The organism is Marinobacter nanhaiticus D15-8W, from assembly GCF_036511935.1.
GTDB lineage: Bacteria > Pseudomonadota > Gammaproteobacteria > Pseudomonadales > Oleiphilaceae > Marinobacter_A > Marinobacter_A nanhaiticus.
In genome coordinates, this window is the sequence record NZ_AP028878.1 from 4,812,935 (window position 1) to 4,832,838 (window position 19,904).

The window sequence follows — 19,904 nt, forward strand, 5'->3', positions numbered from 1 at the left end:
AGAAGTAACAGCCGGTGCACGAGCTCCCGGCTCCAGTATGCGGTCTACAGCAACGGCTGACCCTGTCATGGCCCAAGCGCATAATGAGTGGATAGAGGGCGCCCTATGCCCTCTGCACACGCCAAAATTCCTTTGCGACGAGATGCTGCGTGGCTTTGGCCAGTGGCTGCGCGTGGCCGGTTATGACACCACCTTACCCGCCAGCGGCACGCAGGACCGGGATATCCTCGCCGCCGCCATCGCCGAGAACCGGTGGCTCATTACCCGGGACCGCGAACTGCTCGAACACCGGGACGCCCCACAGCACGTTATCTACCTTGCCAGCGATGGACTGGAAGCCAACCTCAGGGAACTGACCCGCCGTCTCAACCTGGACTGGCACCACGCGCCCTTCTCACGCTGTAAACGCTGCAATACACCACTGGAACCAGGCAACCTGCCCGGCCGTGAACATCCGCCCTATGCCTGGCAAAAGGTGTTCTGTCATTGCCCCTACTGTGAGCAAACCTATTGGGAAGGCAGTCATGTGAAACGTATGCGGGAGAAGCTCCAGCGTTTCGGCCGCTGGCGTCGGTTCCCTGATGCCACACCGACGTCCGCCTAGATGGAGGGCTCTGAGACGATGCCGCGCTGCGCCACACCACTGACCGCGGCAACGGAGGTAATACGCTGGTTGCGGACGTCCCACAGGTTGTTCTTCAGAGCGGCCGGGATATCTTTCAGGGAAACGCGCCTCACGTCCTCGAACAGGTGGCTATAAGCCTCGTGGCAGGCCGCCAGCCGGTAGTTGGGAATCGATGCGGACAGGTGGTGGATGTGATGGTAGGCGATATTGGCGGTAAACCAGTTCAGCCACTTTGGCACCACCAGGAAACTGGTACCGTCCACAGCGGCGCGGTTGTAGTCCCAATGCGCCTCGTCGGCCGCCCAGGCATCCTCGAAATTGTGCTGCACGGTGAACAGGATGATGCCGCCAGCGCCTGACAGCGACAGGCTGATCAGGTAGATGGTGAAGAAGGCGGCCTGGCCGACCGCCAGGCACATGATCAACCAGATCGACAGCAGCACCACATTGTTGCCGCTCATGTGACGATAGTCTTTCCAAGTCTTCCAGTAGCGGCACTCGAAATTGCCGGCGATGGTCCGGATCGGCGTGGTCGGCTGCTTCAACTTGGTTTTGACGATATGGCTGAGCAGCATCAGGCTGCCTTTGATCCAGGTGAAACGGGGGTTGAAGATCAGGTAGAGAAAGCCGCCGACCGGCGCCACGAAGATGTTGCGGGTAGCCCGATACATCCGTTGTTGCTTGGGCGACAGGGCGTTGTATTCATCGACGGAAAGGGTTGCGAGCGGGCCACGGTACTGGTCCCAGTTGCCATTCGTGGCGTGGTGAAACGCATGGTTCTTGGACCAAACGTATTGCGGCATGCCGCAGATCACCCCAAGGACGAACCCCGCAACCTGGTTGTATTTACGGGTAGCGAACAGGGAATTGTGCCCAGCCTCGTGCATCAGCACGAACACCCGCAGCAGGAACAGGCAAAGCACGGCAACGCAGGCGGCGGTGAGCCAATAGGATATCGACAGGCTTTGGATCGTCAGGTACCAAACGGCAAGGTAGGGAACGACAGTGGAGGCCATCTGGCCCAGGGCGATGGCGTCGCTCTTCCCGGAAAATTCGGCGACGATCTTCTTTTCCTTGGCGAGCGTTTGAATAGAACCCATGCGCTAACATCTCATAGCGTCGTTGTTGTTTTTATCCCTCCTTTACGGCGCTAAACGCCGAGGCCCCCGTTCCTGCGAAAGCCCTGCGGATCCTGACTGCACCCCACTCGGAGCTCAAAGACGAAATAAATGCTTTTGTAAATGTGTCGCCAAGCACTCATTTGATATTGAAATCGGTTTGCATTATCAGGTAATCGCGAGGCCAAACTAACACGCCCTGCACCAGATTGGTACGAAAGTCCTGGAGTTTTGGGAAACAATTTGTGACAGACACGAGGCTCCGTCAGTCATTTCCATGCCGCACTGTTGCGGTTACCAGCCGTCCGACTTCGGCATGGACAGCACTCTGGGCCTCGTTGGATAGAGCAGAATCGGAGTAGTACACGGCAATCAGGATAGGCCCACCGTCCGAGTGCCAGACGATAGCCACATCGTTGCTCGCACCCCGCGCTCCGGAACCCGTCTTGTCGCCCACCGTCCAATCGGGATCAAGTCCCGCACGCAGCTTGGCGTCGCCGGTGGTATTGCGGATCAGCCAGTCGTGCAAGCGTTTCTTCGATGCCGGGGACAACGCATCACCTACCAGGGCCGCCTGCATGGCATTCAGCATTGCGGACGGCGTAGTCGTATCGCGCTCGTCGCCGGGCAGGTTGGCATTCAGCTCTGGCTCGTACCGGTCCAGGCGGGAGACCTCATCCCCCAATGTTCGCATGTAATCGGTCAGGCCCTCAGGGCCACCCAAGGTTTCCAGCAGCAGATTCGCGGCGGTGTTGTCACTGTAGCGAATGGCCGCATCGCTCAGCTCTGCAACCGTCATTTCGCCCTCCGGCAGGTGCTGCTTGGCGATAGGCGCGTAGGAGAGGATATCGCTGTCGTCATACCGAACCTGGCGATCCAGCGTTTCTTCACCTGCATCCACACGGGACAGGACAGCCGCCACCAACACCCACTTGAAGGTACTGGTCATGGCGAAGCGTTCGTCGGCGCGATGGCCAAAGCGGTCCCCGGTCTCGGTGTCCCACACCGCCACACCAAGCCGGCCGCCCTTGGCTGATTCGAGGTCGGCCACGGCATGAGTGAAGGCTTCAGCCCGGGAGAGCTCGGTTTGTGCCACCGCCATGGTGGTCACGAAAAGAAAGACCAGAAACGACGCCAAAGTGAGAGCCGGTCGGGTTTGCATGCTGGGTTTCTCCTTAACCAATGCAGGTCTCGGCCATGAGCGGACGGGATCGGAGCGGCAGGTTAACCCAACGGCAGACTGAAGTGGGGATGGAATCGGGATGAATTATGGATCAAATGTGGCAAGACCTGCGCCTCCACAGCGGAGGCGCAGCAACAGGTACGTTAAAAGGGGCTGACTCGCCAGGCCGTCACTCCTCCGTCACCGGCCCGCCAATCGACCAGACGTGCCCGAAGGGATCCTTTAATTGGCCGTAGCGGTCGCCCCAGAACTGGTTGTCCAGCGGCATGATGATCTCGGCCCCGGCATCGACCGCCTGCTTCCAGATGGCGTCGGCGTCAGGCACGTTCAAATGGACGGTACAACTCACTCCCCCGAGTAACGTCGGGGCCTTGGCACCACCGAAATCGCCATATTCCGGAAATTCATCATGCAGGTACAGGTCGCCGTTGGTGCCGAATTTCAGGTGGGCATGCATCAGCCGCCGACCGTCCTCGGCGGGGTATTTTTCCTCCAGCTTGGCGCCAAACGCCGACGCGTAGAACGCGATGGCCGCTTCACCATCGTTAACCACAAGGTGGGGAATCGGAACAAGTTCGTTCATGTCTTATCTCCCTATAAACATGGATTGAACCGCGACAGCCCAGGAACCGCGTCCTCCTGGAAGCACCAGACACCCGCACCGAAGCGGGCGTATTTCATTCTGGACCCTGCCGCCCGAAGCCGGTAGTGGTTAAATGGGCGACTCAACGCCTCACTGATTTATCCAGGGGCTGTCGTCAACGTATATCCGAGAGGGAGAGCGCAGCCCCTCATTCTTCGGTCTGCGCCAGCTGGTCATCGATAGCCTGGGCCGCCTTCAAGGCCGGGCGATCGGCAAGCAGGGCCGCATAGGCTTCGAATTCGGGGCGCTTGGGAAGGGAACCAAACTGCATTCCCCACATTACGTGGGCGCCCACATAAACGTCCGCAGCGGTAAAGCTGTCGCCGGCAATATAGGGCGTTCCGGAGAGGCCCGTAGCGAGCGTATCGACCACCAGATCGTAGTGGCCATACCCGACCATTCGTTGCTGTTCCTCGCTAATACTCACGTTCAATGTCTGGTTAACGACGGCTGCCTCCAGTGGACCGGCGGCGAAGAACAGCCAGCGATAATAGGCCGCGCGCTCGTTCAATGCCGGCGCCAGTCCCGTCCCGGGAAACACATCGGCCAGGTAGGCGCAAATTGCCGCGCACTCGGTCACCACGTGTCCTTTATGGGTAATGGCCGGCACCTTACCCATCGGGTTGATGGCCAGATAATCGTTTTCTTTCATCGAAGTGTCGTAGCCCAGCAGCACCTGGCGATAATCCGCTCCGGTTTCCTCCAGCATCCAGCGAACGATTCGCCCGCGGGACATGGGGTGGGTGTAGAACACAAGGTCGCAGCCGGGGGATTCAGTCAGCGCCATGGGAGTCTCCTTGTGACGTGATCTGTGGGAACGGAAACTAGAGCATAGACGAGATGTACCGAATTGGACGGTATTCCTCGACGTGCCGCCGTCACCACTCCTCGTTATACAGAATCGACACGCTCCCCCCGCTGAGCGCACTGCCCACATTGACCGACGCCGATGCGCCAATATTGTCTACCCACGACGACCCGCCAGACATATCGAACAGCCAGCCAATGCCAAACTCGTAATAGTTGTCCGTGGCCAACGTGCGTGCGACTTCACCGCCCACGTCGATACGCTTGGCGGAGAAGCGCAGCCGGTTGTCCACATCCGAGATTTGCGGCAGGTCCGCATGGATGTATGCCGCGTTAACCCAGCTCCAGGTCTCCGGTTCAACCTCGTCTGCCGCGCGGCCCGAGCTCACCGCATCGCCGGCGTAGTAGGTGTAGGTGCTGCTCACGTGCCAGGGAAACGACTCCGCCTGGCTCTTGTAAGTCAGGTCGGTGCGGACCGAACCCACCAGTGCAGTAACGCTACTGTTGAACAAGAGGCCGTCCACGTCCGCTGCAGCAGCCTGGGAATAGATGCTGTTGTAGTCGTGATCGTTCTGGTAGCGCACCAGATGCGCGCCGACACCGAATGAGGCTTTCCAGTGCTCGGAGAATTTGTAATTGACGCCACCACCCAGAAAACCGCCATAAACACGGCTCTTGCTGGTATCACTGGCCTCGTTCGAGGACTGTTCCGGTGGTGTTTGCGGCCGGTAGACAACGTCCTGCTCGGCCTGGAAGTACATCAGCCTGGCGCGAATGTACTTCGAGAAACCCTGCTCGACCTCCTCCGTTTTCCAATGCCAGGGCAACACGAACGTCCTGACCTTGCGCCGACGGTTCACCGATTCCGATGAGCCGAACTGCTCGCTGTCCAGCCCCACGAAAGATCCCGGATCGAACTGCAACGCGCCGAGACTGACGGCATCCTTATCGGTCAGGATCAGGGAGGTCTCGATTACGGACTCGATTTGCTGCCCCGCGGACCGGGATACGGCGCCCGATTCAGCGGCAGGCACTGCCATTGGCAGCGTAGTGAATACAATGAGCGGTACCTGGACCCGAAGGGCCGCCCTGCCCCAAAAGGAAGACAGGGCCCGGTCGGTCGCTTCATTCCGCGTTTCCATGCGTTCTTGCGTAGCCATCGTTCCGTCACCTGGGTAGGCACCAGACAGCGACTTGGTGCAAGGAGTCTGAAACCTCAATTGGGGAGAGGCCTACATCTCTGAGGCTAGTGCAGAAGAAGGCGAACTGTCGATAAACAGAGCTAAAGACTCGCCCAGAACACAACAGAAAAAACGAACACATTGCCATTTCTTTACGAATCCGGTTCTTCCTTGAGTTTTTCAAACCGCTCTTATATAGGTTGGGGGTAACGGGTTTAACGGCATGTTCAGACTCTGGATGAGTCCGTCGCGGTATTGCCGATCGACCCTTCGCACAGTGCAACACCGATACCACACCAGAGGAGATACCCCGAGCGCCTACGTTTTCGCCCGCGGAATCGGAATCCAGATAAAACGAAAAAGGACAGGCAATGAGCGCCGATCAGATTGGTTTTGCCCTGTTAATCCTTGCCGTACTGCTGTTCCTCGGCAAATGGGTACGCATGAACTGGCGTCCCGCCCAGAAGCTCTTCCTCCCCGCCTCGATCCTTGCCGGCGCTATTGGGCTCATTCTCGGTCCCGGCGTCCTTGGCCTTCTGGTGCGCACGACCGTTGGCCCCGAAGCCCCCCTCGCCCAGGGCGCGATTCCCGAATCAATGCTCGAAATCTGGAGCGACTTGCCGGGACTACTGATCAACGTGGTCTTTGCCACCTTACTGTTGGGGGTCCCGCTACCGAAATGGAAACACGTCTGGAACCTCGCGGGGCCCCAGCTCGCGTTTGGTGTAACACTCGGCGCGGGTCAGTACGTCATCGGTATCCTGATTGCCGCGCTGGTCCTGGCACCGGTTTTCGGTCTACCGCTCATGGCCGGCGCACTGATCGAGATCGGTTTCGAGGGCGGTCATGGGACGGCCGCCGGTCTGCAAGAGGTGTTCGCGGACCTCGACTTCCCCGAAGGGGCTGACCTCGCCGTCGGCATGGCGACCGTGGGTGTCATATCCGGCATTGTCGGCGGCATCATCCTTATCAACTGGGGGGTGCGTAACGGCAAGAGCGCCGTCCTGGACAAAGACGTCGGCGAAATCCCCCACAGCCAGCAGCGGGGCCTGATCCACAAGGATGAACGCCCTGTGTCTGCCGGCGGCATGACCGTACGCTCGGAATCGATCGAACCACTGACACTGCATTTCGCGTTCGTCGCCATGGCGATTTTGGTGGGCGTCGGCATTCTCGAAGGGTTGATCTGGATCGAGGAACACACCTGGGGTGCCGGCGAAGACGGCATTGAATTGCTGGGCGCCGTACCACTCTTCCCCTTGGCCATGATTGGCGGACTAATCGTTCAGCAAGTGCTCACACGCATCGACAGGAACGATCTGCTGGATCGCCAGACGATGGTCCGGATACAGGGCATCGCACTCGATATCCTCATCGCCGCAGCAATCGCCAGCCTGTCCCTGGCAGTCATCGCCTCCAACCTGATGCCTTTCATCCTGCTGGGTGTCGCGGGCATCGCCTGGAACGTCTGCCTGTTCCTGTTCCTTGCACCGCGCGTCATCCCGAGATACTGGTTCGAACGCGGTATCGGCGACATCGGCCAGTCCATGGGTGTGACCGCTACCGGCCTGATCCTGATGAAGATCGCCGATCCGGACAACAAGACCCCGGCCTACGAGGCGTTCGGCTACAAGCAGATGGTATTCGAACCTTTCTTCGGTGGCGGTTTGATTACCGGTATCGCGCTACCCGTTATCTACAACTTCGGGCCCTGGCCCCTGTTCGGCGTGATGCTGGCCCTGGTGATTGTGGGGATTGGATCGGGGCTACTCTACTTCGGCAGGCTCAAGGAGTAGCGCGTCAGCCAGGCAAGGACGTCCTCGCCAGCCCAGCAATGAAAATTACCGAGGCAGGCTTGCAGGTCGTTGGGTGGATCGGTTCGCGCATGTCGAACAGCTGAAACCTGCTTTCCCGGAAGAGGGCCACCCAACTGCCCAGCGTCCTGAAGTACCAGGGCGCTGGGTCGGTAAACCCTGCACCAAAACCCGCCCACGAACCTTCCCGCCAACCGTCCTGATACGGTAGATCGCCACAGGACGATGCTGGATGCAGTGTCTGGACGATCAAGACGCCCTGCGGAGACAGCAGCGAGGGTATCGCGCTGAAAAGCTGCTCAACCGATGTCCTGCCAATCAGGGAGAAGTTGCAGACGACGACGTCAAACGTGCCATCGACTGCCCCCAAGGCGATCTCTTCGTATGTGGCCTGCCGGTAATCACCCGCGCCGGCGGCCCGCGCGCGTTCGATCAGGCTGGGAATGGCATCCACCCCGACCACGGTGTTCACGCGCTCTGACAGGGCGCGGACCAGCCACCCCTCGCCGCAGCCGACATCAAGGACGGATTGCGGTGAATACCCCAGAACCGCATCGACGATCGCCCGATTGGTGACCCGCTCGCGGCTCTCTATATGCCGGCCACGAACAGCATCCGTCCACTGGGATGCATTCCTGGACCAGGCATCGATGACCTTCTCGTCGCTGAACGGATCCACGCTGCTCTCTCCTCCGCTTCTCTGAAGACATTACGTTGAAAGATACCCATGCCCAAACCCTTTTTACGTGGCGGCTGTATAGTTTTCGAGCATTGACCATGTAAAACGATCACTTTACACTCGCGACCATGGATATCAGAACAAAGCTCATCAGCGCTGCCGAGCGGCTGTTCGACCGTCACGGCTTCACCGCCACCGGGATGGACCGGCTCACGCGGGAAGCGGGCCTGTCGAGCCGCACGGTATACAAGCACGTCGGGAGTAAGACCGCGCTTATAGCGACTGTGCTCTCCGAGCGTGATCGCCGTTTCATGCAATGCCTCGACGTACCGAGCGTGGACGGGCTCTTCGTGGCACTGGAAGATTGGGTGCGGGTTGAAGGCGCCCGGGGCTGCCTGTTCCTGCGCGCCCACGGCGAGACCGGCGGTGACACCCCTGAGATCAAGGCGGCCCTTACGACGCACAAGTCGATGTTTCGTGAGCGTATCGCTGCCATCCTGGCCCTGGATCTTGGGCATGCCGCCGATGAGGCGCTGATCGAACAGATCCTGGTTCTCTTCGAAGGCGCAACGTCGGCCGCAGTTTATCGGGGGTCCTCAGCGGTGACAGCAGCGCGGGAGGCCGCAGCTATCCTCATCGAGCAGGCGCGACGATGAGTCCCGCCCTGCGGCTCGGCGCCGTCGGCTTCGGCCTGATTGCGGTCTGCTATGGTTTCGCACGCTTCGCCTTCGGTCTGTTCCTGCCGCAAATCGATTCGGATCTCGCACTCGGGTCGACGCTTGCCGGCGTGATTGCCGGGGGTTCATTCCTCAGCTATTGCATCGCCATCGTCGCCTCGGCCTACCTCACCGAACGGGTCGGCCCACGGGCTGTCTCGGTGGGCGCGGCGCTGGTTGCGGCAGCGGGTATGGCCGGCATTGCACTGGCACCGGATGCGCTGTCGCTCGCCGGGGCTGTCATGCTTGCGGGATCGAGCACCGGGCTTGCCTCGCCCCCCATGGCCGTCGCCGTTGCCGCTGCCGTCCGGCGAGACCGCCAGGACGCCACCAATACCGTCATCAACGCAGGCACCAGCGCCGGCGTGGCGCTATCGGGACCGATTGCACTGCTCATTGGTGGACAGTGGCGCCTGGCATTCGTCGCCTTTGCGGTCGTCGCCCTGGGTCTGGCTGTCGCCGCCGCGCGCAGCATTCCTGCAGCACCCGGTCGATCGGGCGCAGCGGCAGGCGTAATACCGCCTATCGACAGCAACGTCGCCCGCCTGATTGGCGCCGCCTTCCTTATGGGCGCTGCAAGCACCGCGCTCTGGTCCTTTGGGGGCAAGCTCGCCACCTTACGGCTGGGTTGGGAAGCGACAGGCATCGGCGCACTCTGGGTCGCCATCGGCGCCGCCGGTATTACTGGCGGCGGGGCGGGCGCACTCGTATCGCGCTTCGGAATCGACCGGGTGCATTGGGTTTTCCTCGCGACCATGGCGGCCGGCATCCTCGAGGCGGGTGCCAGCTTCGCCACACCGGTAACAACCCTTGGGGGAGGCGCGCTGTTCGGTGCGGCTTACGTCATGTTGACCGGCGTCTACCTGGTCTGGGGCGTGACCGCCTTACCCCATCGCCCGGCGACAGGGCTGATGGTCGCATTCCTGACCATTGCTATCGGGCAGACGGTCGGAGCACCCGTCTTCGGCTTTCTCCTGGAGCAATTTGGTCCAGACTACGCTGTTGTGAGCTTTGCCTGCCTGGGTCTCGTCGCTGGGCTTGCGCGGGCCAACCGAGTCGTAGCCCAGCTGCGTTAATCGCGCATCACGGCGTATATTGGTACATTCAGAATAATTCTTTACAGTGATAATCTCGCATGACCCAGTGTTTATAGACATAATGGTGCCGCCTGCCATTTCCTTTCATTCTGGAAACTGGTATCCGTGTTGTGAAGTCCGGAGCCCCAATGAACAGGCCGATACCCTTCTCCCTCGACGATTTTCCTGCGGGCTGTCTGGTCTCTAACCTCGAAAGGAAGATTGTGTGTGCTAACGCCTATGTTAAGGCGTACTACGGCCACCGCGCGTCGAATCTTGTCGGCAAAGATCTGTTCAGTCTGTTAAGCAAAGCATCCCAGATCATCTACGAAAGCTACGTGCTGCCACTGCTGATGCGCGAGGGACGCTGCGACGAAATACAGCTTGGCCTTGTTACGGCGGACGGAGACAACCGACCGGTTGTGGTGAACGCCCGACTCGACACCAAGACCGAAAATACCATCTACTGGAGCATCGCCGACGCCAGCCAACGGGACAGCATGCTCCAGGAACTCACACGGACCCGGCAGCAGTTGCAGGAAAAGGTCGCCATGCTGCAAACCCTGTCGTTCACGGACAAGCTGACGGGGTTGCCCAATCGTGCCGCGCTGACCCGCCATCTCGACCAGAAAATCAAGAACGGGAGAGCCTCGCAGGCAGTATTCGCGCTGGCCTTCCTGGACCTGGACGGATTCAAGAACGTCAACGACCGTTACGGTCATGCAACGGGCGACAAGCTCCTCCGCCAGGTGGCCAGACGGATGTCCGAGAACCTCCGCAGCGACGACCTGATAGCACGCTTCGGCGGTGACGAGTTCGTTCTCCTTATGGACGGCGATTTCACAAACCGCGCCAGCGAGTCGTTGTTGACTCGACTCATCGCCAAGCTTGCCGAACCCTTCGAGATCGACGCTATAACGGTCGGTATTTCCGCCAGCATTGGCGTTACCTTTTATCCCCAGGCGGAAGAGGTGGCCCCGGACCAGTTGGTCCGCCAGGCCGATCATGCGATGTATCAGGCCAAGATCGGCGGCCGCAACCAGATGCACCTGTTCAATGTCGATCGTGAAAGGCATCTGCGTAACCACAATGACGAACTGGCTGCTATCCGGGCCGGCATCGACGCAAACCAGTTCGAACTCTTCTACCAGCCCAAGGTCAATATGCGGACCGGCCAGATGCTGGGTGCCGAAGCTCTCCTGCAATGGCTACACCCGGACCGTGGCCGGCTAGCCCCTGGCACCTTTCTCCCCGTCGTCAACGACACGTCGGTGGGCGTCCGCCTGGGGGAATGGGTCCTTGCCACCGCGCTCAAGCAACTCCAGGCATGGCTGCAGCAGGGCCTGGAACTGGATATCAGCGTCAATATCGCGGGTTACCATCTGCAGCACCCTGATTTCCTCCGAAACCTGGGACAACTACTCTCGACATTCCCACCAGCACTCAAGCACCACCTCGAGCTGGAAATACTGGAAACCAGCACCATCGAGGATATTCACCACGTCTCTTCCGTGCTGTTGGCCTGTAAGCAGATGGGGATCAAGGTGTCCCTGGATGACTTCGGCACGGGCTATTCGACGCTGGGGCATCTGCGGGACCTGTCTGTCGACACTCTCAAGATCGATCGCAGCTTCGTGAAGGATATGGCAAAGAACGAGGGCGACATGGCCATTCTCAAGGACGTGATTGGCCTTGCGCAGGCCTTCCAGTGCAACGTGATCGCCGAAGGCGTCGAAACCCGCCAACATGCCGTTGAACTCATTGCACTGGGCTGTGAGTGGGGACAGGGATACTACATCGCCCGCCCAATGCCGGCCATGGATCTCGAGCCCTGGATCCGCACCTGGTACGGATATGCATTCCAGGACAAGCTTGGTATATCAGACAGCCAGGATGCCGATACAAACCATCACGGAGACCCTTCACCTTGCTGACCAAAGAACAGCTTGTCACCCGAAATTACGTCAACATCATCGGGTCCGGCCCCCAGACATTGATGCTCGCCCACGGGTTTGGCTGTGACCAGCGAATGTGGCGCGATATTACCCGTGGACTCAGCGACCGCTATACCCTCGTACTGTTCGATTACGTCGGTTCCGGGCGATCACAGCTATCGGCGTTCAAGAAGTCACGTTACCGGACGCTGGAAGGTTATGCCCGGGACGTCAACGAAATCTGCCAGGTCCTTGAGCTCGCCGACGTCACTTTCGTCGGGCATTCCGTCAGTGGCACCATCGGCCTACTGGCCTCGCTCGCGGAGCCTGAACATTTCGCCCGTCAGATCATGGTGTGCCCGTCGCCGTGCTTCCTCAACGACCCGCCCGGCTATCACGGCGGTTTCGAACGCTCGGACCTGGAAGAACTCATCGATCTCATGGACAAGAACTACATCGGCTGGGCCAGTTACCTGGCGCCTCTTGTGATGGGCATGGACGCATCAGACGAATTGATCGGCGAACTGGCAGACAGCTTCTGCTCCACCGATCCGCTAGTGGCCAGGACCTTCGCCGAAGCGACCTTCTTTTCCGATTACCGACACCGGCTTGCAGAAAACCAGAAGCCAGCGCTGATCCTGCAGAGCAAGGACGATGCCCTGGCCAACGAGAGCGTCGGCCACTATATGCATGCCCAAATGCCGCACAGCACCCTGAACGTGCTCGACACCCAGGGCCACTGTATCCACATGACGCACCCTTCGCTCGTGCTGGACGCGATCCATGCCTATCTGGATGGCTCCTCGCCCATACCCAAACCGTAAAGGCGAAAAGGACCAACCGTCCCCTAGCGTCTTTGGGAGAGGGGCCTAAGCATTCGCGCGACCCGTTGAGCGAATGCACCTGACAGAGTTCCTGACCCTGCTATCCGGCAACGAAATATCGCTGGGCCTGACCTCATTACAAAAAACAACGTTAAACCGCCGGATATAGTTCGCAAAGCGTCTTTTTTATTATCGGAATTGGAATAAAGTTGCCGACCATTACAGATCGGTAATCTGCACGACCAAGCGGTCAGGGATGACGGATAACGCCAGGGAAAGGACTTCCCTCAGTTAACTGAAACACCACTACCCGCCTCAAGCCCGTCCTACAGATTGTTCAGTCTGGATTCAAAAGTTGCTCGCTCTACACCTCCATAGGGGGTTGTTTGGGCCTTGTTCCTGGGGATATCCCCGTTAAGAAGTCGGTCGGTCTTTAACCGATCCCATCAGGAGAAAAACATGAAAGGGTTGTTTCGTTCAGGGGCCGTCGTTGCAGGTACGTTGTTGTTGGTTGCTTGTGGCGGCGGAGGCAGCGGGAGTAGCGATAGCGGTGGTGAGGAGACCTCACCGGGTACAAAGCTTTCCCTGGATACCAAGGGCTACGCGTCCAAGACCGTGACTATTTCGACAGATACCGACATCGATAGCATCGCGCAACTGAATACCGACCTGAACGAAGCCTTTGAGGTGATGGACATCATTGAGGACAAGGCAATCGATGCGATTTTCGAAGCCCCGTACACCAGAGCATGCCCTGGAGGCGGCACGACGACGCTGGTTGAAAACGCGTCTACGCCTAACGTCGATGACAGTTTTACATTCGACAACTGCGTTGTTGACGTAGCAGGTTATGGCCCGCTTCTGTTCAGTGGCAGTTATCGTGAAGTCAAAAACCTGAAAGACGAGAAGGCCATCAACCGCGCGTGGGTAGGCTATCAACTCTACGACATTACGGGCGAGGTGAAGAACACCGGGGAAACCTTCGCGTTAAAAGGCCGGTTTGAGCGGGACGAGTCCTACAGCTCCGATGCCACCGATGCCCGCTATCATGTCGTCCTCGGGATTGCGCCCTTTGAGTTCCAACTAGGCGACCGGTATGTAGCCCTTGTCGACCAGAAGAGTGAACAGGACGGCGACGAGTATGACATCACTGTTGATGTTTCAAGTCGCTGGGTTGGGTCGGCTATCGGCGGCTACGTCCTAGTATCAACGCCGACGCCAATCACCTATCTAAACGATGACTTCACTTGTCCAACCGACGGGGTCATGCGATTTGAGAGCGATGGTGTTGCCGAGTTCCGCTACGGCCCCAGCGCCAGCGGTACCGCACAAGCGATGGCGATCTGGCTCAACGACCAGCTCGTGGCCAGCTACGACAGCTGTGACGACATCGAGTTCTCTCCCGCAGAGTAACTCGTATCAGGCGCGTGGCAATCCCAGCTTGGATTGCCACGCTTTTCCACACGGCTTTGACCGTTACCCTCTTCAGAACTCGCCTGGAGCAGTTCGACGCTACGGCACGACACGCATTCCGCCGCACATTTTTCCCGGTTACTCCCCCTCGTTCGTCAGCCTCGCAAACAGCGGCATCAGCAACGAAAACAACTCGGCCTGGGACGAAATCCCACACTTGGCATACAGCTGACGACGGAACACTTTGACGGTTTGCGGGCTCACGCCCAGGTTCAGCCCGATCGACAGGGATGAATGTCCCCTCAGGATAAACAGCGCCACCTCAGCCTGCCGCGGACTCAGTTTGATGTCATGCTGACGCTTGAACACCTCCCTCAGTCGATCACCCAGCGGAGCCGGTTCGTGGGAGCGATTGTCCTCGGGCTGGAAGTCCTGCCAGTTCTTCTCGGCCAACACGCTGAGGGCGCGGGCGTGACCCTGCAATGTCTGGATCTCTTTCTTGCTGAACGGAGCACCGCTTGAGCGGTCCCGGCCCAGGCAGGTGGTGATGGTGACGGCATCGGATAGCGTGGCAAACACGGCAATCTCGTCCAGCAGGGTGGTTTGCTTGTAGTAGGTCTTATAGTACTGGGTGCGGCGAAAGTGGTCGGGCGCGATGTCCCGCAGGCGGATGATGCCGTGCGTATCGCCCTTGCGGTGCTGGTGGTAGAACGGGTCCAGCAGGTAGGCGCTGCCCAGGTATTCGTCGTCCATCGGCTGGTAGACGATGGGGTCGGTGAATTCCCGATACAGCACGGTGGGGCGCTTTTCGCCGTTGTAGGCAATGATGATGAGGTTGTCGAAGGCGGCATGGATTCGCAGCAGCGACGCATAGGCCTGCGCGAAGTCCGGCGTTCCCAGGGATTGGATGGCCTGGGCCAGGAGTCTGTCGTTATCGCTATCTTTCACGGGGTACCGCTCGCAAAAACATACCACACTGGGGTTATATGCGCCCCCACGTCGTCTCGTTACCGTTTAAAGACACTGTGATTACTACGTATTGCAGTCTAGCTGTGTCGCCGCATGGCCGGCAATAAAACGGCCTGCGGTCAACGATAACGAGAAAAGGCGTGCCGCTGGTGGCTCTCGACAGGACCCACCCTGCCGGTACGGCATCCCTATAACGGGCGCAAGACCGGGCCGTGGTTTCTGTCCAGTGGCGCGCCACGATTTATTGTGGAGACGGGTTATGTCAGAAGACAGAGTAAAACTGGAGAGAACCTTATCGTTACGGGCCGTTGTGCTGTTCGGCCTCGCGTATATGACGCCGCTGATCGTCCTCGGTACCTTCGGCGTGGTGGCCAGTACGACCAACGGTTCGGTACCCACCGCCTACATCATCACCACCATCGCCATGCTGTTCACGGCCTATAGCTACGGCATCATGTCCCGTGCCTTCCCGGTTTCGGGCTCGGCCTACACCTACGTGCGCAAGACGATCGATTCGAAGGTCGGCTTCATGGTCGGTTGGGGCGTGCTGCTGGATTACTTCTTCCTGCCCATGGTGATCTGGCTGATCGGCGCGGCCTACCTCAACGCGCGCTTCCCGGAGGTGCCAAGCTGGGCCTTCCTGCTGGGCTTTATCGGCATCACCACGATCCTTAATGTCTATGGCATCAAGTTGGCGGCCAAGGTCAACTCGCTGCTGATGGTGTTCCAGGTGCTGGTCATCGTATTCTTCGTGGTCTTGTCCCTGCGCCATGTGTTCGCCGACGGCGGTACCGATGCCCTGTTCAGCCTGACGCCGTTCTTCAATGCCGAATCCAGTTTCACCACCATCGCGGCTGGCGCGGCCGTTGCCGCCTATTCATTCCTCGGTTTTGATGCCGTGACCACACTCACCGAAGAGACCATCAATCCCCGCCGCAATATTCCGCGGGCGATCATCCTGACCGCCCTGATCGGCGGCGGCATCTATGTGCTGGTCGGCTATACCACACAGCTCGTGCATCCGGGCGCGACCTTCAACGATGCGGACTCCGCCGCCTTCGAGATTGCGACGATGATCGGCGCGGACCTGTTTGGCGCGATCTTCCTCGCCGGCATGGTCCTGGCGCAGTTCACCTCCGGTATTGCGGCGCAGGCCAGTGCATCGAGACTGCTGTTCGCCATGGGCCGTGATGCCGTCCTGCCCCGCCGGCTGTTCGGCTCGCTGCATCCCCGCTACCACACACCGGTCTTCAGCATCGTCCTTACCGGCGTGATTGGTATAGTGGCGCTCTTCCTCGATGTGTTGTCCGCTGCATCGTTCATCAACTTCGGCGCGTTTATCGCCTTCACCATGGTCAATGTGTCGGTGATCGTCATGTACTTCAGGAACGCGCAGACACGGGCCGACTACAGTGCACTGAAAGCCGTGGTCGTGCCGGCCATCGGTGCGGCGGTGAATCTCTGGCTCATGACCAAGCTAGATATCCATGCCGTCGTGCTGGGCCTCATCTGGCTGGCCATCGGCCTGGCCCACCTCGCCTACCTGACCCGTTTCTTCACACGCCAGCCGCCGGAGGTGGATTTCAGTGAAGACGACACCGACACCAACACCCGCGCGGCCGAGCCGGTCTAACGATTGACGAGGAATACCATGTCCAGATTTCTGCCCCTTTTGCTGGTCCAGGCCCCCGCCCGACAGCCTGGAGACGCCGCCGCGTTGGATGGATTCGAGCACGAGATCGCCACCTATCTGAGCGATTTCGGCCCGGATTTCAGCCAGGCCCGGATGGTGGTCTACCCGGAGCTGCACCTGTGCAGCGCCGAAGGCACGCCGGAAGAACGGACCGCCCAGCTTGAGGCCGCAGCGGAACCCATGTCGGGTCCGCGCATCCAGCGATTGGGGTACATCGCCAGGAAACTGGGCATCTGGCTGCTACCGGGCACCGTGTGCGAACGCGGAGAGGATGGCCATCTCTACAACACCGCCCCGGTGTTCTCGCCGGAAGGTGAGTTAGTGGCCGCTTACCGCAAGTGCTTCCCCTGGCGCCCATTCGAGCCATACCGCCCGGGCAGCGAGTTTGTGGTCTTCGACGTACCCGGCGTGGCGCGGGTGGGCCTGGCGGTCTGCTACGACATCTGGTTCCCGGAAGTATCCCGCCAGCTCGCCTGGATGGGTGCCGAGGTGATCATCAACCAGGCTGCCACCACCACCTGCGACCGGACGCAGGAGCAGGTGCTGGTGCGGGCGACCTCGATCTTCAACCAGGTCTATGTCGTCAGCGCCAATATGGCGGAGCCAGCCGGGATGGGGCAAAGCCTCATCGTCGATCCTGAAGGCCACGTGCGCACTGCCATGCCCGGCGCGACGGCTGGCATTCTCACCGATGTACTGAATCTCTCAGAGGTCGAGCGGGTGCGTACTTTCGGCACCGCCGGGTTGAACCGCATGTGGTCGCAGTTCCGGGCGGACGATCCGGTGCTGGAGCTGCCGATGTATGAGGGACGGTTGGATCCGAAGAAGATGAGCTAGTGTGTTCGGGTCTTGGCTGCTGGGTGACTGCTCGCGCCGGACAAAAGCCAAGACCTGATTTGCTCCCACACCTTCCTGGAATTCCCACACCGCTTAATAGACACGTTTCCCCAATTCGAAGCTACGGTGCCCGCATCGGCAGTTATCGCTCGATCAGCGCGCCCGCCTCATCAAGACTCTTTGGCAAACAGCTTCTGGAACAGACGCTCAGACTCCTGGAGACCTTCGTCGGTAAACAGTACCGACTTGGCCTTACCGACGGGATTATGAATAAAACCTTTATCATGAAGCCGACCCATGGCATCCCAGTCGAACGATTTCCAGGCCCGGGCATCGTCATGCAACGTCAGGTACAACAAAGCCAGCACGGCTTCGTCGATCTTGTTCTCGTCGATTTCCACCAGTGTCACCTCACAGGATCAGGTATGAATGTTCACAGCGTGGTTTTTCCGTCGCTGCGCCACCGCTAGGGTAACGCACCCACAGCTGTTGCAAAGTCCCAGACCGGGCGCCCAACCCAGTTTGCTCGGACCAAAGTAAGAACGCCGCCACCACCTTCCAGAGCATAATGTTTCCGTAAGCTTTGCCCGCATAGGATGGCGGTTCCTCATTTGCCATGCTGGAGATAGACCGTGGCCAGAAGAATGTCCAACCTTGTTGCCGCTGACGCCAAGCTGCGTCCAAACCCGGCGTTCTCGCCTGTCCTACGCGCCCTGGTGGTCGTCACTACCCTGGGGCTATCCGCCTGCGATTCAGAGGCGAAAACACAGGACGATGCAACCGGAGGCCCAGCCGATACACCCGAGGACATCGGAACCGTTCCGGTAAAGGACAGTCGCTGGCTCCCGGCACCTGGTACAACCTGGGCCTGGCAGCTCCAGAACTACGACAACCTGGACATCAACCAGGACGTAACCGCCTTCGATATCGATCTGTTCGAAGGCAGTGAGGGTGGTTCCGATAGTCTGATCCGGCAACTAAAAGACAACGGCAAGAAAGTCATCTGCTATTTTAGTGCGGGGACCCTAGAGGATTGGCGGCCTGACGCAGAGCAGTTTGCCGAGGGTTCCGTCATCGCCGACGGCGACATGCAGCAGTGGCCCGGTGAAACCTGGCTGGATATCAGCAACGCCCGCGCATTGGAGCAGACGATCAAGCCCATTATGGCCGCCCGACTCGATCGGGCGCGTGACGCCGGTTGCGACGCCGTTGAACCCGATAACGTCGATGCCTACCTGAATGACGATGAAACCCGTGGGCTGATTAGCGCCGCCGACCAACTGGCCTACAACACATGGCTAGCCGGTGCCGCCCATGACCGCGGATTGAGCGTTGGGCTCAAGAACGATCTCGACCAATTGGATGCACTGGCGGAACACTTCGACTTCGCCGTGAACGAACAATGCTACGCCTACGGCAACGAGTGCGTACTCTATGAAGATACCTTCCTGGCCGCCGGCAAAGCCGTGTTCAACCAGGAGTACTATGAAGAGGGTTCGGAGGGCGAGCTCACCCGCACCGAGTTCCTGAATAACGCCTGCCCCTACTTCCTGAATGCGGGCATCTCGGGGCTTTGGAGCCGGGGCTACGATCTTGACGGGACGAGCGCCCTCGCCTGCAGTAACTAGACAGCAATGACGCCATGGCACAGGGACGTGCCTTGGATTGGCGATTAGGACAAACAGACCATGCGATTACTTGTTATTGAAGATGCCGATATCCTGCGCCAGAGCCTGGTCACAGGCCTCACGGACTGCGGCTACGTCGTTGACGCAACCGCCGACGGCAAGGAAGGCCTGTGGCTGGCCGAAGGCTCGCCCGATAACCAGCCCTACGACCTGATCATCCTCGATATCATGTTGCCAGGGCTCAACGGCTTCGAACTGTTACAACGCCTGCGAGCCTCCGGCAACGACACACTGGTATTGATGCTCAGCGCAAGGGATGAGACCAGCGACCGCATTCAGGGTCTGAGAAATGGCGCTGATGACTACCTACCCAAACCGTTTGACTTTGACGAGCTACTCGCCCGCATCGAGGCTTTGATACGTCGCCGTGGCGGCACGGCCAGCAACCTGCTCCAACTGGGCGAACTCAGCATCGACCTGCATAGGAAACAGGTTTACCTGGGGGAACGTGCCATCAATTTGCCGCCCCGGGAATATGCGCTGTTGGAGTGCCTGGCGCTCAACCGCCACCGAATCGTATCCCGCCAGGAAATCGAACAGAAGATTTACGACGAGCGTATTGAACCGATGAGCAATGTGGTGGACTCCGCTATCTCCAACTTACGCAAGCTCATCGATCATGACGAAGGACCGTCACTCATCACCACCCGGCGGGGCCGGGGCTACCAGATCCGCCAATCCTGAGACCACACCCGTTGACCATA

General features: G+C 59.4%; 19 protein-coding genes. 11 read left to right on the forward strand and 8 right to left on the reverse strand.

The genetic code is table 11. The annotated features are described in order from the left end of the window. Positions 1-67: 67 nt before the first annotated feature. On the forward strand, positions 68-604 hold the full coding sequence (locus tag RE428_RS21650; protein ID WP_169334055.1) for a DUF5615 family PIN-like protein: 537 nt from the start codon (positions 68-70) through the stop codon (positions 602-604). Here the strand turns inward: RE428_RS21650 and RE428_RS21655 are convergent. The 5 genes from RE428_RS21655 to RE428_RS21675 form a co-directional block, all read right to left on the reverse strand. After that, positions 601-1,725 carry a fatty acid desaturase gene (locus tag RE428_RS21655; RefSeq protein ID WP_004580076.1) on the reverse strand — a complete coding sequence of 375 codons (1,125 nt, stop codon included), beginning with the start codon at positions 1,723-1,725 and terminating at the stop codon, positions 601-603. The two genes, RE428_RS21650 and RE428_RS21655, sit on opposite strands and share 4 nt — an antisense overlap. 283 nt (positions 1,726-2,008) lie before the next feature. Continuing rightward, entirely contained in the window at positions 2,009-2,905 is an 897-nt protein-coding gene (gene bla, locus RE428_RS21660) for a class A beta-lactamase (protein ID WP_004580075.1), read from the reverse strand. A gap of 190 nt (positions 2,906-3,095) precedes the next feature. Next, positions 3,096-3,509 carry a VOC family protein gene (locus tag RE428_RS21665; RefSeq protein ID WP_004580074.1) on the reverse strand — a complete coding sequence of 138 codons (414 nt, stop codon included), beginning with the start codon at positions 3,507-3,509 and terminating at the stop codon, positions 3,096-3,098. Between the two features lie 208 nt (positions 3,510-3,717). Further along, positions 3,718-4,356, reverse strand: coding sequence for a glutathione S-transferase family protein (locus tag RE428_RS21670; protein ID WP_004580073.1), 639 nt, complete (start codon positions 4,354-4,356; stop codon positions 3,718-3,720). Between the two features lie 91 nt (positions 4,357-4,447). After that, a complete protein-coding gene (locus RE428_RS21675) occupies positions 4,448-5,536 on the reverse strand; it encodes a Solitary outer membrane autotransporter beta-barrel domain (protein WP_004580072.1) in 1,089 nt (362 codons plus the stop codon). Between the two features lie 392 nt (positions 5,537-5,928). Here RE428_RS21675 and RE428_RS21680 point away from each other — a divergent pair, with 392 nt between their 5' ends. Next, on the forward strand, positions 5,929-7,353 hold the full coding sequence (locus tag RE428_RS21680) for a sodium/glutamate symporter (protein WP_004580071.1): 1,425 nt from the start codon (positions 5,929-5,931) through the stop codon (positions 7,351-7,353). A gap of 4 nt (positions 7,354-7,357) precedes the next feature. Here RE428_RS21680 and RE428_RS21685 read toward each other — a convergent pair whose 3' ends face one another. Further along, on the reverse strand, positions 7,358-8,050 hold the full coding sequence (locus RE428_RS21685) for a class I SAM-dependent methyltransferase (RefSeq protein WP_004580070.1): 693 nt from the start codon (positions 8,048-8,050) through the stop codon (positions 7,358-7,360). A gap of 128 nt (positions 8,051-8,178) precedes the next feature. Here RE428_RS21685 and RE428_RS21690 point away from each other — a divergent pair, with 128 nt between their 5' ends. From RE428_RS21690 to RE428_RS21710, 5 genes are all read left to right on the forward strand, one after another. Continuing rightward, entirely contained in the window at positions 8,179-8,706 is a 528-nt protein-coding gene (locus tag RE428_RS21690) for a TetR/AcrR family transcriptional regulator (RefSeq protein WP_004580069.1), read from the forward strand. Next, complete coding sequence (locus tag RE428_RS21695) at positions 8,703-9,842, forward strand: MFS transporter (protein WP_004580068.1); 1,140 nt, start codon at positions 8,703-8,705, stop codon at positions 9,840-9,842. The genes RE428_RS21690 and RE428_RS21695 overlap by 4 nt, the downstream gene beginning before the upstream one ends. A 149-nt stretch (positions 9,843-9,991) precedes the next feature. Beyond that, positions 9,992-11,776 carry a putative bifunctional diguanylate cyclase/phosphodiesterase gene (locus RE428_RS21700; RefSeq protein WP_004580067.1) on the forward strand — a complete coding sequence of 595 codons (1,785 nt, stop codon included), beginning with the start codon at positions 9,992-9,994 and terminating at the stop codon, positions 11,774-11,776. After that, positions 11,770-12,600, forward strand: coding sequence for an alpha/beta fold hydrolase (locus RE428_RS21705; protein WP_004580066.1), 831 nt, complete (start codon positions 11,770-11,772; stop codon positions 12,598-12,600). Before RE428_RS21700 ends, RE428_RS21705 begins: the two co-directional genes overlap by 7 nt. A gap of 459 nt (positions 12,601-13,059) precedes the next feature. Next, complete coding sequence (locus RE428_RS21710; protein ID WP_004580065.1) at positions 13,060-14,013, forward strand: hypothetical protein; 954 nt, start codon at positions 13,060-13,062, stop codon at positions 14,011-14,013. Between the two features lie 138 nt (positions 14,014-14,151). Here RE428_RS21710 and RE428_RS21715 read toward each other — a convergent pair whose 3' ends face one another. Further along, a complete protein-coding gene (locus tag RE428_RS21715; protein ID WP_004580064.1) occupies positions 14,152-14,961 on the reverse strand; it encodes a helix-turn-helix transcriptional regulator in 810 nt (269 codons plus the stop codon). Between the two features lie 280 nt (positions 14,962-15,241). Here RE428_RS21715 and RE428_RS21720 point away from each other — a divergent pair, with 280 nt between their 5' ends. Further along, positions 15,242-16,615 carry an APC family permease gene (locus RE428_RS21720; protein WP_004580063.1) on the forward strand — a complete coding sequence of 458 codons (1,374 nt, stop codon included), beginning with the start codon at positions 15,242-15,244 and terminating at the stop codon, positions 16,613-16,615. Between the two features lie 18 nt (positions 16,616-16,633). Continuing rightward, positions 16,634-17,512 (forward strand): carbon-nitrogen hydrolase family protein, encoded by an 879-nt coding sequence (locus RE428_RS21725; protein WP_004580062.1) that lies wholly within the window; start codon positions 16,634-16,636, stop codon positions 17,510-17,512. 170 nt (positions 17,513-17,682) lie between these two features. Here RE428_RS21725 and RE428_RS21730 read toward each other — a convergent pair whose 3' ends face one another. After that, complete coding sequence (locus RE428_RS21730; protein ID WP_004580061.1) at positions 17,683-17,913, reverse strand: DUF6429 family protein; 231 nt, start codon at positions 17,911-17,913, stop codon at positions 17,683-17,685. A gap of 231 nt (positions 17,914-18,144) precedes the next feature. On the opposite strand from RE428_RS21730, the gene RE428_RS21735 reads away from it, so the two are divergent. Together RE428_RS21735 and RE428_RS21740 are read left to right on the forward strand one after the other, a co-directional pair. Next, a complete protein-coding gene (locus tag RE428_RS21735) occupies positions 18,145-19,140 on the forward strand; it encodes an endo alpha-1,4 polygalactosaminidase (protein ID WP_227500193.1) in 996 nt (331 codons plus the stop codon). A gap of 60 nt (positions 19,141-19,200) precedes the next feature. After that, the gene (locus RE428_RS21740; protein WP_004580059.1) at positions 19,201-19,884 is read left to right on the forward strand and encodes a response regulator transcription factor; all 684 of its coding nucleotides are present in this window, start codon (positions 19,201-19,203) and stop codon (positions 19,882-19,884) included. Positions 19,885-19,904: the final 20 nt, after the last annotated feature.

What these genes read in the sequence shown, in the direction of transcription:
- RE428_RS21725 (WP_004580062.1), top strand. Translation starts at nt 16,634, where the DNA reads ATGTCCAGATTTCTGCCCCTTTTGCTGGTCCAGGCCCCCGCCCGACAG.
- RE428_RS21670 (WP_004580073.1), bottom strand. Translation starts at nt 4,356, where the DNA reads ATGGCGCTGACTGAATCCCCCGGCTGCGACCTTGTGTTCTACACCCAC.
- RE428_RS21695 (WP_004580068.1), top strand. Translation starts at nt 8,703, where the DNA reads ATGAGTCCCGCCCTGCGGCTCGGCGCCGTCGGCTTCGGCCTGATTGCG.
- RE428_RS21655 (WP_004580076.1), bottom strand. Translation starts at nt 1,725, where the DNA reads ATGGGTTCTATTCAAACGCTCGCCAAGGAAAAGAAGATCGTCGCCGAA.
- RE428_RS21720 (WP_004580063.1), top strand. Translation starts at nt 15,242, where the DNA reads ATGTCAGAAGACAGAGTAAAACTGGAGAGAACCTTATCGTTACGGGCC.
- RE428_RS21700 (WP_004580067.1), top strand. Translation starts at nt 9,992, where the DNA reads ATGAACAGGCCGATACCCTTCTCCCTCGACGATTTTCCTGCGGGCTGT.
- bla (WP_004580075.1), bottom strand. Translation starts at nt 2,905, where the DNA reads ATGCAAACCCGACCGGCTCTCACTTTGGCGTCGTTTCTGGTCTTTCTT.
- RE428_RS21665 (WP_004580074.1), bottom strand. Translation starts at nt 3,509, where the DNA reads ATGAACGAACTTGTTCCGATTCCCCACCTTGTGGTTAACGATGGTGAA.
- RE428_RS21675 (WP_004580072.1), bottom strand. Translation starts at nt 5,536, where the DNA reads ATGGCTACGCAAGAACGCATGGAAACGCGGAATGAAGCGACCGACCGG.
- RE428_RS21740 (WP_004580059.1), top strand. Translation starts at nt 19,201, where the DNA reads ATGCGATTACTTGTTATTGAAGATGCCGATATCCTGCGCCAGAGCCTG.
- RE428_RS21690 (WP_004580069.1), top strand. Translation starts at nt 8,179, where the DNA reads ATGGATATCAGAACAAAGCTCATCAGCGCTGCCGAGCGGCTGTTCGAC.
- RE428_RS21650 (WP_169334055.1), top strand. Translation starts at nt 68, where the DNA reads ATGGCCCAAGCGCATAATGAGTGGATAGAGGGCGCCCTATGCCCTCTG.
- RE428_RS21680 (WP_004580071.1), top strand. Translation starts at nt 5,929, where the DNA reads ATGAGCGCCGATCAGATTGGTTTTGCCCTGTTAATCCTTGCCGTACTG.
- RE428_RS21710 (WP_004580065.1), top strand. Translation starts at nt 13,060, where the DNA reads ATGAAAGGGTTGTTTCGTTCAGGGGCCGTCGTTGCAGGTACGTTGTTG.